Genomic DNA, 13,169 nt, shown 5'->3' with positions numbered 1-13,169 from the left:
GGCTTATATTCAATATTTATAAAAAAAGTGATAAATCTCATTTTTATATAAAAACCTCTTATAAGCTAAATATAAGCTAAAAAATGATATATAGTCTTTTTGACTACATATCATCTTTTAATGTTTCTATAATATTCTGTTTTCTAAAACGATTTAATCCTAATTTAAATGTTAAAATCATCACTATCATCATCACAATAAATGATATCAAATAAGCTATCCATGATGGTCTAAAAGGTATAGTGTTAAAAGATAAATTATATAATAGAAATTCTATTATTATACAGAATGGTAAACTATATACAAATGATTTTATGCCATAAATAGAAGATTCTTTCCATAACATTTTTTTCATATCATTGACACTCATGCCTATACTCATGAACATCGCAAATTCTTTTTTTCTTTTTTCTATGCTGGCACTCATCATGTTTAAGATATTCATTAGTGTAAATATCAACATAATTGTGACAAAACCATAAACAAATATCTCTACAATTGTCATAAACTCAATTCTTTCCTGATCCAGATGAACCTACAATAGCTATAAATTCACCTTTTTCAACAGTAAATGAAACATGATCTAAGGCTACAACCTTATTTTCATCATTTCCATATATTTTTGTTAAATTTTTAACTTCTAGTATTGCCATATATTCTCCCTCCTCAATTGTATTGTATCAAATAAAAATGACAAACCCGTGACAATAAAGTGACAGATTTGTCATAATCAAATATCTATACATTTTCTTTATATAAATGAATTGTAAATTTTGTGCCAGGATATGTATTTTCTACTTGAATTGTTCCATTTTGTTTTTCAATAATCATAGAACTCAAAGCTAAACCTATACCTACACTATCCTGCTTTGCATTTTTTCCTTTATAAAATCTTTCAAATAGATGAATTAAATCTTCCTGATCAATACCACAACCATTATCTTGAATAATGATTTCATCATATAAAGGATTTTGATTCATTGATATTTGAATCATACCATTTTGTTCAACATGTTCTATACAATTTTTTAAGATATTAGATACAGCTTCTAAAGTCCATAAAATATCACATTTGAATATCTCTGATTCTTGAATATTGATTTGTAATTGAATATCTTTCATATCTATTTGTATTTCAAATGGATTTAATAACTGCAAAACAAAATCTTTCTGTGTAATACTTTCCTGATGAAAAGTGACTGTCTGGGCATCTAATTGAGCCATTTTTAATAAACTCATCACGAGCCATTCAATTTTATCTAATAATTTCTTTTCTTCTTTTAATAATTGTCTTTTTTCATTGCCTTCTGCTTTCTTTAATCTTTCATGAATTAAATTTAAAGCTGTTAAAGGTGTTTTCATTTGATGAGATATATCTTCCAGATATTCTTTTAGAATCAGTTTTTCATTTTCTAATAAATGATTTTGTTCATAAATCTTATTGACTAATTTACATATATCACTCTCTAAGATAGAAAGATTTCCCTCTTTATATTTTTGAATATAAAAATCATTATGATGAAATAAAACATCATTGATTTGTTTAGAAATAGAAATAATTTTTTTATTTTTTTTATAGATATAAAAACATAAACTAACTATAATACAGCATAATAAGAATATAATGATATACATGATCTAATCTCCCAGTTGATAACCCAATCCCCTTTTGGTTTGTATGATTTGGGGATGTTGAGGTTGATCTTCTATCTTATTTCTTAATCTTTTAATATAAACAGTCAAAGTATTATCATTCATATCTTCACCTGTCATCTGATAAAGTTCTTCTAATAAAAATTCTCTTGTTAGTAAATGATGAGCATGTTGTACAAATATTAACAATAATTTATATTCTAAAGCTGATAAAAAGATTTCCTGATGATTTTTAAAGACTTTAGCCTGAGAAATATAAACTTGAAGATTTTGATATTGGAATATCTGATCTTGTTTTTTATATCTTCTTAAAATATTTTGAATACGTGATAATAGTATTCGAGGTTGAAATGGTTTTGATATATAATCATCTGCTCCTAAATCAAGTCCTGTAATAATACTAAATTCATCACTTTGGGCCGTTAAGAAAATAATAGGAATATCATAATAAGCTTTAATTTCATTATATAAAGAAAAGCCATTACCTTCTTTTAATGAAATATCTAATAAGATTAAATCTATAGATTGTTGTTGGAGTATTTGCATAGCCTTTTTTTGACCATCAACAGCTATTAAATGATAACCATTTTCTCTTAAATAAGAATTTAAATGCTTAACGATTTGTAAATCATCTTCAACCAGTAAAATTTTTTCCATAATACCACCATTCAAATTATAACAAAAAAAGCTAATCGTGAATAGATTAGCTTAATAAGTTCTCACAGGTAAAACCAATTGAATAATATCTTCTCTTTCAAAGTCTTTAATAATAAATGGTTTCATTTCACCAGTAAATAAGACTCTCACTTTTTGTCCATTAATACTCTTAATAGCATCAGTTAAATATCTGGCACTAAATGAAATTTTTAAAGGTTCACCTTTATAGAAAGCTCTAGATAAGTTTTCTTCTACTGACCCAATTTCTTGAGAGAATGAAGATAAGATCACTGTATCCTGATTCATTGTGAGTTTAACGATATTTGTTTGTTCATTTGTCAGTAATGATGCTCTATCAATAGAATTTAATAAACTTGTGCTATCAATACTCATAGAGTAATCAAAACTATCAGGAATTAAGCGACTTGTATCAGGGAAAGTTCCATCAATTAATCTTGTTTGAATTAAAACATGATCAAAAACAAATAAAACTTTACGATCAGATACATATAAATCAATCAGTTCATCTTTTTCAATAATACGGCTGATTTCAATTAAACTCTTTTTAGGAATAATAATATTAAATGAAATATCAGAATCAATATTTAAAATACGTTTTGCTAAACGATAACTATCTGTCGCAATACATTCTAAAACATGATCTTTAGCTTTGAAGTTAACTCCTGTTAAAACAGGTCTTGTTTCTTTTTCACTTGTCGCAAATGAAGTTTGTTCAATTGCTTCTTTTAAATCAATAGATTTCATCTGTAAATTAACACCTGTTTTATTTAAATCAATACGAGGATAATCAATATAAGATGTTCCATTTAAATCAAAACGAGAGTTAGCTCCTTCAATTCTTGTAAGTGTTCCATCTACAATAAAAATATGTACATCTTCAGAATCAATCTTTTTAATAATTTCTAATATATATTTAGATGATAAAACAACACTACCAGATTCAATAATATCAATATGATCTTGAATACTTGTTTGAATTGTAATATCACTATCACTACCAGTTAAAATAAGTTCATCTTCTTTTAAATCAAATTTAATACCAGTTAAAACAGGTAAGGGACTTTTTATAGAAACTGCTCTTGAAACTTTAGTTAGAGCATTCAATAATTCCAATCTTTTAATCTTAAAATTCATAAATGATCTCCTTTATATTTTATATTATTTAAATAATAACATAATAATAATATTGTGCACAATATGCATAAGTGAAAAAAAGTGACGTTTTATTCATTGTTTTTTTATTTTTATGATGTGTATAAGTTGTGGATAAGTGTGCATAACTTTTACACAAGTTTCTTTTTAATATCTTGAATAGCTTGACGATAATTCATATCTTTTTCTAATTTCTGTTGAACTTTATGACAAGCTTTCATGACAGTTGAATGATCTCTTCCACCAAATTCATGACCAATTTGAATGAATGAAATATCTTCAATGAGTTCTCTGACTAAATACATGGCAATATGTCTTGCGACAATAATACTAGATGTTCTTGATTTAGAATTAATTTGAGCGACCGTTAAATTATAATAATCAGCAACACATTTCTTTATATTTGAAACAGTTAATTCTTTTTTCTGTGTTGGCTGACTATAAGAATCACTAAAGGCTTCTAAGGCAAAATTCAAGTCAATAATATCTAATTTTTTACCACATATGAGCTTATAAAATAATAATCTTTTTAAACTTCCTTCTAGTTCTCTGACATCAGTATTAAAATGAGTGGCAATAAAGTCTAAAACTTCTTCCGTTATTGGATAATCAACATTTTCAATTTCTATTTTCTTTCTTAAAATGGCTTTAGCCGTTTCAAATTCAGGTGTATCAATACTTACTGTTAAACCAGATGAAAATCGACTGACTAATCGACTTTCCATTCCCTTTAGATCACGTGGTGGTTTATCTGAAGTAATGACAATCTGTTTTTTATTACTAATTAAAGTATTAAAAATGTTGAAAAAGATCTCACTTGATGATTCTTTTGTAGCCATGAATTGAATATCATCTATTAATAATATATCCATTTGACGATATTTATAGTTAAATTCATCCATTGCATGATTAGCTAATGATTGAATATATTCATTCACAAAGTTCTCACTTGTTGTAAATAAAACATTTATAGATGGATCACGTTTTTTAGCATAATTTCCAATAGCATTTAATAAATGTGTTTTTCCTAATCCTGAATTACTATGAATAAATAATGGACTATAAGAAATACCAGGTTTCATAGCAACTGCTAAAGATGCATTTTGAGCAATTCTATTACTGTTTCCAATAACGAAATTATCAAAAGTCAAATCAGGATTTAAGTGATCATCAAAATGTAATAAATGTTCTTGTTTTGCATGACTTTGTTTAAAATCTTCTTCAGTCATTAAATGTAGCTGATAGTGTCCATTTGTGACAGTATTGTAGATTTCCTGTAAATGCGTTAAATAAGGTTCTACAACATCTAAGCTCCATTTTGTATCAATGGTGATCGTCACGACACTTCCTACAATGTCTTTGATTTCTAAGGTAGTGAAAAAAGAATCAAAAGTAATTTTATCTAATCCATAATCATCAAGTTTTCCTTGGAATAAACTTAAAGTTTTTTGCCAGTTCATATCTAAATTGTTCATTTTCACCATCTCCAAGACACATTATAAAGGAAAAAGTGAATAAATAGAAGATGAAAAAAAATACGCACAAGTTATTCACATAGTTATGCACATCAAATTATATTGAATTGACGGGCTTTTTTTAGTTTTACACAAATTTCATGATATCGAAATTGTGCATAAAAAGTTATGCTATGTGCATAATTGTGCACAAAATGATTTTATTTTTTTAATTCACATAAAAAGCAACAAATAATGCACAAGAAAAATGTCGATATAAGTGAATAAATGTAGAGTTATACACAATTGTGAATAACTTTTAAGCGTTTGTGCATAAGTTGTGAATAGACGTAAATACTCCTGATAAATGATATGCACAAATGAAAGTAAATAGAACTTTATCAGGAAAGAAAATGCTTGAATAATCAAATAATTTTCTATATTTTCATTGACTTATAAAAGCAAAACCCATATAATAATGGGGCATATGTTATTGTGTATAAAAAATTTATTATTTTGGAGGTGTAATCAATGAAAAGAACATATCAACCAAATAAGAGAAAAAGATCAAAAACTCATGGTTTTAGAGCTAGAATGGCAACAGTAGGCGGAAGAAAAGTACTTGCTCGTCGCCGTAAGAGAGGAAGAAAAGTTTTATCTGCCTAAAAAAATTCCACTTTAATGTGGTTTTTTTTCTAAAAAAATATGAAAAAAGAGTATCGAATTAAGAAGAATGAAGATTTCCAATCCATCATTAAAAAGAAAAAATCAATAGCAAACAGACAGTTTGTCATTTATTTTGATCAAAACAAAGATCATTTAAGAGTGGGAATCTCAGTAAGTAAAAAATTAGGTCATGCTGTTGTTCGAAATAGAATAAAAAGACAAGTCAGAATGATGGTTCAGCAGGTTTTTGATAACAATCAAAAGATGGATTTTATTATTATAGTGAGATATCAGTTTTTAAATCAGAATTATCATGATAATTTAGAAAGCCTTGTATCTCTATATAATAAAATAAATAGAAGGATGGAAAAGTAACAATGTATTTAGATCAACGTACAAAGAAATTTTTAAAAGCATTTGCTTTAGTAGCTGTGGTCTTCGTATTAGTTGGATGTACAAGTAATCTTGATCAAAATGGACAACTGATTGCATCACGTGCTATTAATGAATCAACTCCTTGGAGTTTAAAGGATTTAGGTTTTTTTGATTTTATTTTAACTTATCCAATTGCGAGAGGTATTTTATTTATCAGCAATATGTTAGGTAATGTTGCTTGGGGTGTTGTGGGAATGACAATTTTCATCAATATTCTGATTTTACCTATCATGATTAAATCAACAGAGTCAACTCAAAAGATGCAATTAATTCAACCAGAAATGGAAAGAATTCAAAGAAAATATGCTGGAAGAAGAGATCAGGCCTCTCAAATGCGTCAAAGTGCTGAAATTCAAGCTTTATATAAAAAGCATAATATCAGCATGTTAAGCAGTTTTTCAACGTTCTTGACATTACCAATCATGCTTGCAGTTTGGCAGGCAGTGCAAAGAGTTGAAATATTATATACTTCAACATTATTTGGATTAAAATTAGGAATTACGCCAATATCAGCCATTACAGAAGGAGAATGGGCTTATATCGTTATTGTAGCATTGGTTGGTTTAACACAATATTTTGCGATTGAAATCAATAATATTATGTTAAAGAGAAATCCAAGATATAAGGTTTCAAAACAACAACAATCAATGAAAACAATGAATATTGTCATGACTGTTATGATTGTATGGTTTGCAGTATCAATGCCAACAGCAATGTCATTATACTGGATTACAACAAGTTTAATTACAATTGCAAGAACAGTTTATATTCAACTTTATCACATTGAAAAGAAAAAAGATAAATAAGGACTGGGCAAAACTATGAAGACATATGAAGGAAAAACATTAGATGATGTGATTCAACATGCTTGCCAAGATTTAGGAATTACTCCTGATGAATTGACATATGAAATTATTGAAGAAAAAAAGGGATTATTTTCTAAAAAAGTTGTGATTGAATGTTATTGTCAGAGTATGGTTCAGGAATATTTAGAAAACTTTGTAAGAAAGACACTTACAAATATGGAATTTCAAGTAGAAACTGTTTCATATACTCAAGATGGACGTATTTATTGTAATATTAATACAGATAATAATTCTATTTTAATTGGTAAAAATGGGGTTATTCTAAGAGCATTTAATTTTATCGCAAGACAAGCTGTACAAAATGAATTTAAGAAAAGATTTGAAATTAGCTTAGATATTAATGGATATAAAGAAAATAGATATAGAAAAGTTTCAGCTATGGCAAAAAGACTTGGTAAACAAGTCTTACGTACAAAGATAGATGTGAAACTTGATCCTTTACCTGCTGATGAAAGAAAAGTGATTCATCAAACAATTTCTGAAATGGGTCCACATTTAAAAACTGAAAGTCAGGGAGAAGGAAAAGGAAGATTTACGACAATTTCATATGTTGATTAAACTCTATCATGGATAGAGTTTTTTTAATTATACATAAGATTTTCATTTGTTTATGATAGAATGAACTTGAGGTGGGTAATCATGAAAAGAAAAATCATAGCCATACTTGTATTATTTATTGTTGTGGTAGGAGGGTCAAGTTTAAAAATGAAACAACTTTCTTATCAATATGCAACATTAACGATTTATGGAAAACAAGAAAAGCCGATTCAATATTCCATTCACAATCAAGATAAGATTGATTTATTAGTTAAGACATTAAATCAGTCTATTCATGTTCAAAATGCTCAAAAGGATTATGAAAAAACAAAAGGACCCACATATCAAATTGAATTAGATGATCAACAAGTATATATAATCAATGGAAATGATATAATCAAAGATCAAAAAGCTTATTTATTAGAAAATAAAAAAGATATTTTCAATATATTTGATGAGTAAGAAAGCAGAAATGTTTTCTTTTTTTTTAGATATGTTATAATGGGAAAAGTTGTAGAATGGAGGGTATATTATGAAGATTATGAGAAAGTTTATACAATATTATAAACCATATAAAACAGTTTTCTTTTTAGATATGATCTGTGCCATGATTATCAGTCTTATTGATTTGGCTTTTCCTCAAATCTTAAATTATTTAAATGATACATTATATATCGCTGATCATCAGACAATTATTCAAAGTTTATTTTGGTTAGCCATCTTTTTACTGATTATGTATGCTATTCGTGCATTATGTAAATATTATGTATCAGCACAGGGACATATTATGGGTGCTCAAATGGAAAGAGATATGAGAAAAGATTTGTTTGATAAGTTTGAACAATTATCTTTTTCTTATTATGACCGTAATAATACAGGGGAAATGATGAGTAAGTTAGTAAGTGATTTATTTGATATTTGTGAGTTTGCTCATCATGGACCAGAAAATGTATTTATATCATTACTTAAAATTATAGGTTCATTTATTTTATTAATGTATATTCATGTTCCTTTAACTATCTTATTGATGATTGTAACATTATGTATGTTGTTGTTTTCATTAAAACAAAATAAATCTATGCAACAGACATTTATGGATAATCGTCAAAAGATTGCAGGTGTTAATGCATCTTTACAGGATACTTTAGCTGGAATTAGAGTTGTGAAATCTTTTGCAAATGAAGATATTGAAAGACATAAATTTGCAAGAAGTAATGAAAGATTTTTACAAAGTAAGAAAAATAATTATCATTGTATGGGAAAATTCCAAGGTGGTAATAATTTCTTTCAGGGACTTTTATATGTTACGATTTTAGTTGCTGGGGGATTCTTTATTGCTGAAGGATCATTAGAACCTGTCGCTCTTGCAACTTATGCTTTATATATTAATATCTTTATTACTCCAATTGAAGTCTTAGTAGAATTTACAGAAATGCTTCAAAAAGGTTATTCAGGATTCAAAAGATTCAATGAAGTGATGGAAACTCAAGTTGAAATTCAAGATGCTCCAGACAGTCATGATTTAGTTAATGTTCAGGGTGTCATTGATTATAAAGATGTGAGCTTTGGATATGATGATGAAAAAGTATTAGATCATCTCAATATTCATATTGATTCAGGAAAATCTATTGCATTAGTTGGTCCATCTGGTGGAGGAAAAACAACCATTTGTTCATTGTTACTTCGTTTTTATGATGTAACAGGTGGAAGTATTGAAATAGATGGTCAAGATATTAGAAAATTAACTCTCAAATCATTACGCCAATCTATTGGGATTGTACAACAGGATGTATATTTATTTACTGGTTCTATTAAAGAAAATATTTCTTATGGAAAACCAGGTGCCAGTGATGAAGAAATTATTGAAGCAGCTAAAAAAGCGAATATTCATGATTTTATTATGAGTTTACCTGATGGCTATGATACATATGTAGGTGAAAGAGGAACACGTTTAAGTGGTGGACAAAAACAACGTATTTCTATTGCCAGAATATTCTTAAAAGATCCAAAGATTTTAATTCTTGATGAAGCAACAAGTGCTTTGGATAATGAAAGTGAACGTCATATTCAAAAAAGCTTAGAAGCCTTAGCAAAGAATCGTACATGTATTACCATTGCTCATAGATTATCTACAATTAGAAATGCTGATGAAATTATTGTCATTGGTAATAATGGTATTGTTGAAAGAGGGACACACCAATTCTTATTGAATAAAAATAATGTTTATGCCAAATACTATCGTTTACAATTTGAAGGATTGGAAGAAAATGCTTAAAGAAGGACAAACTGTATATTTTATTGTTCAAGGGTTTGTTATGAATGGAAAGGTTTTTGATATTCAAATCAAAGATCAGGAATATACATTTAAAATTGAAGGATATGCAAATTGTAGTGGTCATCATGAGATTTCATCAAGACAGATTCATTATTCTATATTTTTAGATGAACAAGAAGCTAAGAAATATCAAGATTATCCTGCAATGTATCTTTCAAATCATTGTTAGTAGCACAAGAGTGCTACTTTTTTTCATAACTTCATAGATATTTCAAAAAGATATTGTTATACTATATGAAGTAGAAAGAAAGGAATTGATTCAAATGAATGATGATATTATTGTTGCTATAGCAACTTCAAGATTAGAAGCAGCTATATCTATTATTCGTTTAAGTGGAAAAGGATGTATTGCTTTTGTTCAACAGTTTTTTACTGGAAAAATCATGGATAAAGCAAGTCATACTATTACATATGGATTTATTAAAGATCAAGATGAAAAAGTTGATGAAGTTTTGGTTAATATATATCGTGGACATAGAACTTTTACGGGAGAAGAAATGGTAGAGATTAACTGTCATGGTGGTATCTTTATTACTCAAAAGGTTTTGAATCTTTGTTTAAAGATGGGTGCACGTATGGCAGAACATGGAGAGTTTTCAAAACGTGCTTTCTTAAATGGACGTATTGATTTATCACAAGCAGAAGCTATTAGTGATTTAATTAGTGCTAAAAATGATTATGCTTCTCAATTAGCATTAAGAGGAATTCAAGGAAATATCAGTCATTTTATTGAAGATTTAAAAGAAGATCTTATTCAGATTATTACACAGATAGAAGTCAATATTGATTATCCTGAATATGAAGATGTTGAAGAATTAACAGCTGAATCTTTACTTCCTAAAAGTATACAATTACAAGAAAAAATGAATCATATTATTGATTCATCTAAAAATGTTCATTTATTAAAAGATGGTATTTCAACAGTGATTATAGGAAAACCTAATGTTGGAAAATCAAGCTTGTTAAATGCTTTATTAGATGAAGATAAAGCCATTGTTACAGATATTGCTGGAACAACAAGAGATATTGTTGAAGGAACGATTCGATTAGATCATATTGTTTTAAATATGATTGATACAGCTGGTATCAGAGATACTGATGATGTTGTTGAAAATATTGGTGTTCATAAATCAAAAGAACTGGTTCATAAAGCAGATTTAGTATTATTGGTATTAGATGGTTCTCAACCATTAACTCAAGAAGATTATGAATTATTAGAGTTATCAAAGGATACACAAAGAATTATTGTCATTAATAAAAAGGATCAGGGAGAAATTAAAGATATTGATGGTATTGCAATTAGTGCTAAGAATCATGATATTGAACCATTAATTCAAAAGATTAAAGCTATGTTTGAATTAGGACAAATTACTTCATCACAAGATGATATTCTTGCAAATGCAAGACAAATTCAATTATTAGAAAAAGCAAATCAATCATTAAAAAATGCTATTCAAGCAATGCAAGAATATGTGCCAACTGATTTAATTGTTACAGATTTATATGAAAGTTGGGAAAGTTTAAAAGAGATTTTAGGAGAAAGAGCAAAAGAGGACTTATTGGATGAGTTATTTAAACGCTTTTGTATAGGTAAATAATGTGAAAAAGTATCAGTTTTTAGCAGAAAGATATTATAAATTTTTTAAATATTTAAGAAGAATAGGGTTAATAAGTGTTATTGTTTTCTTAGTTGTAACAGCATTTAATAGAGGAAATCAGACTTTATCGCTGATTAGTTACTTTGCAATACTTGTTACCTTAGCATGTCTTTTGGAATGTGTTATTCTCTATATTCTATATCTGATATTTAAAAATAAATGAAAAGGATGAGTTGATTCATCTTTTTTTATTGAAATAACTTGAATATTCAATCATATCATTTCAAAAAAAGAAAAGATCATATTTTCTAATGAAAGAGTGCTATAATATGCAAGCGAAGAAATGGGGAGGAAAATCATGAATAAAAGTTATGAAATTGATATGTGTCATGGTCCATTATTAAAACAAATTATTATATTTTCTGTGCCATTGATGCTATCAGGAATATTACAATTATTATTTAATGCAGCTGATATTATTGTTGTGGGGAGATTTACTGGCAGTGATGCATTAGCAGCTGTAGGATCAACAAGTTCATTAATCAATTTATTAGTGAATCTGTTCATAGGAATATCGGTTGGAGCCAATGTTTTATTTGGAAGATTTTGTGGGGCTCACGATGATAAAAATGCATCAGAAACAGTACATACGGCTATTTGTACTGCTATTTATGGTGGAATTATTATGATTTTTGTAGGTAATATATTTGCAAGACCACTTTTGGAATTAATGGGAACACCTCAAAATGTGATTGATTTATCAACAATATATATGCGTATCTATTTTATTGGTATGCCTGGTTTTATGGTTTATAATTTTGGGGCAGCCTTATTACGAACTGTTGGGGATACCAAAAGACCACTTTATTATTTAACTTTTGCAGGAATTATTAATGTTATTTTCAATTTAATCTTTGTTATTGTTTTTCATTTAGGTGTTGCAGGAGTCGCCATTTCAACAATGATGTCTGAATGTATATCAGCAGTATTAGTGTTAAGATGTTTAATTCATGCTGATGGTGTTTTAAAATTATCTAAAGATCAATTACGTTTTCATAAAGATAAATTAATAAAAATGTTGCAAATTGGATTACCTGCAGGATTACAAGGAATGGTATTTAATATTTCAAATGTTTTAATTCAATCATCAGTGAATTCATTTGGATCTATTATTGTTGCTGGAAATACTTCAGCAAGTAATATTGAAGGATTTGTCTATACGGCTATGAATTCTATTTATCAGACATCCTTAAGTTTTACAAGTCAAAATATGGGAGCAAAGAATTATTCAAGAGTGAATCAAATTCTTGTGAGATGTTTAGTTGTTGTTAGTATTATTGGATTTGTTTTAGGTTTTGGAGCATACTTGTTAGGAAATGTTTTATTAACTATTTATTCAACTGATCCACAAGTTATTTCTGCTGGGCTTATTCGTTTAAGTATTGTCAGTGCATCTTATTTTTTATGTGGTATTATGGATGTCATTGTAGGAAGTTTAAGAGGTATGGGATACTCAGTCATGCCTATGCTTATCTCTTTAACAGGAGCCTGTTTATTCCGTGTTATTTGGATATTTACAGTCTTCCAAATGAATCATTCTCTCTTTGTTCTTTATATTTCTTATCCAATTTCATGGATTTTGACATTAAGTGCTCAAATGATCTGTTACTTAAAAGTAAGAAAACATGCTTTTGTATAAATCAGCTTATAAAGCTGATTTCAGGCTGTTGACAAAGTAAAAAAGTCAACAGCTTTTAGTTTTCAAATGAAAGAATATATGGTATTATATCCATTG

The 13,169-nt window shown here is 27.8% G+C and carries 15 protein-coding genes and 1 pseudogene; 10 read left to right on the top strand and 6 right to left on the bottom strand.

All coding sequences use genetic code 11. From position 1 onward, the window contains the following. Positions 1–103: 103 nt before the first annotated feature. The 6 genes and pseudogenes from ACESR5_RS08030 to dnaA form a co-directional block, all read right to left on the bottom strand. Positions 104–505 (bottom strand): FtsX-like permease family protein, encoded by a 402-nt coding sequence (locus ACESR5_RS08030; protein ID WP_373155014.1) that lies wholly within the window; start codon positions 503–505, stop codon positions 104–106. A gap of 7 nt (positions 506–512) precedes the next feature. Further along, a pseudogene (locus ACESR5_RS08025) lies at positions 513–653 on the bottom strand (ATP-binding cassette domain-containing protein); the annotation flags it as partial. An 85-nt stretch (positions 654–738) separates the two neighbouring features. Beyond that, complete coding sequence (locus ACESR5_RS08020) at positions 739–1,635, bottom strand: sensor histidine kinase (protein ID WP_373155013.1); 897 nt, start codon at positions 1,633–1,635, stop codon at positions 739–741. A gap of 3 nt (positions 1,636–1,638) precedes the next feature. Next, entirely contained in the window at positions 1,639–2,310 is a 672-nt protein-coding gene (locus ACESR5_RS08015) for a response regulator transcription factor (RefSeq protein WP_087245084.1), read from the bottom strand. A gap of 51 nt (positions 2,311–2,361) precedes the next feature. Continuing rightward, entirely contained in the window at positions 2,362–3,465 is a 1,104-nt protein-coding gene (gene dnaN / locus ACESR5_RS08010) for a DNA polymerase III subunit beta (protein WP_373155012.1), read from the bottom strand. A gap of 149 nt (positions 3,466–3,614) precedes the next feature. Beyond that, positions 3,615–4,958 (bottom strand): chromosomal replication initiator protein DnaA, encoded by a 1,344-nt coding sequence (dnaA, locus tag ACESR5_RS08005; protein ID WP_087245086.1) that lies wholly within the window; start codon positions 4,956–4,958, stop codon positions 3,615–3,617. Between the two features lie 510 nt (positions 4,959–5,468). On the opposite strand from dnaA, the gene rpmH reads away from it, so the two are divergent. The 10 genes from rpmH (at position 5,469) to ACESR5_RS07955 (ending at position 13,073) form a co-directional block, all read left to right on the top strand. Continuing rightward, the gene (gene rpmH / locus ACESR5_RS08000; RefSeq protein WP_003535525.1) at positions 5,469–5,603 is read left to right on the top strand and encodes a 50S ribosomal protein L34; all 135 of its coding nucleotides are present in this window, start codon (positions 5,469–5,471) and stop codon (positions 5,601–5,603) included. Positions 5,604–5,642: 39 nt separating this feature from the next. Continuing rightward, positions 5,643–5,978: a ribonuclease P protein component gene (gene rnpA / locus ACESR5_RS07995; protein WP_087245087.1), complete on the top strand. Its 336-nt coding sequence runs from the start codon at positions 5,643–5,645 to the stop codon at positions 5,976–5,978. A 2-nt stretch (positions 5,979–5,980) separates the two neighbouring features. After that, positions 5,981–6,844 (top strand): YidC/Oxa1 family membrane protein insertase, encoded by an 864-nt coding sequence (locus ACESR5_RS07990; RefSeq protein ID WP_087245088.1) that lies wholly within the window; start codon positions 5,981–5,983, stop codon positions 6,842–6,844. A 15-nt stretch (positions 6,845–6,859) separates the two neighbouring features. Then, complete coding sequence (locus ACESR5_RS07985) at positions 6,860–7,462, top strand: R3H domain-containing nucleic acid-binding protein (protein ID WP_087297276.1); 603 nt, start codon at positions 6,860–6,862, stop codon at positions 7,460–7,462. Between the two features lie 81 nt (positions 7,463–7,543). Further along, positions 7,544–7,903: a hypothetical protein gene (locus ACESR5_RS07980; protein ID WP_373155009.1), complete on the top strand. Its 360-nt coding sequence runs from the start codon at positions 7,544–7,546 to the stop codon at positions 7,901–7,903. A 70-nt stretch (positions 7,904–7,973) separates the two neighbouring features. Continuing rightward, complete coding sequence (locus ACESR5_RS07975) at positions 7,974–9,716, top strand: ABC transporter ATP-binding protein (protein WP_087245091.1); 1,743 nt, start codon at positions 7,974–7,976, stop codon at positions 9,714–9,716. After that, entirely contained in the window at positions 9,709–9,945 is a 237-nt protein-coding gene (locus ACESR5_RS07970; RefSeq protein ID WP_087245092.1) for a hypothetical protein, read from the top strand. The genes ACESR5_RS07975 and ACESR5_RS07970 overlap by 8 nt, the downstream gene beginning before the upstream one ends. Before the next feature lie 94 nt (positions 9,946–10,039). Then, complete coding sequence (mnmE, locus tag ACESR5_RS07965) at positions 10,040–11,374, top strand: tRNA uridine-5-carboxymethylaminomethyl(34) synthesis GTPase MnmE (RefSeq protein ID WP_373155006.1); 1,335 nt, start codon at positions 10,040–10,042, stop codon at positions 11,372–11,374. Between the two features lies 1 nt (position 11,375). Continuing rightward, positions 11,376–11,597 (top strand): hypothetical protein, encoded by a 222-nt coding sequence (locus ACESR5_RS07960; RefSeq protein WP_087245094.1) that lies wholly within the window; start codon positions 11,376–11,378, stop codon positions 11,595–11,597. A 135-nt stretch (positions 11,598–11,732) separates the two neighbouring features. Further along, positions 11,733–13,073 (top strand): MATE family efflux transporter, encoded by a 1,341-nt coding sequence (locus tag ACESR5_RS07955; RefSeq protein ID WP_087304813.1) that lies wholly within the window; start codon positions 11,733–11,735, stop codon positions 13,071–13,073. The last annotated feature ends 96 nt before the right edge of the window (positions 13,074–13,169 follow it).

The organism is Clostridium sp. AUH-JLR23, from assembly GCF_964238065.1.
Classification (GTDB): Bacteria; Bacillota_I; Bacilli_A; order Erysipelotrichales; family Coprobacillaceae; genus Allocoprobacillus; species Allocoprobacillus merdigallinarum.
This window is presented reverse-complemented; position numbering and strand designations above follow the sequence as displayed.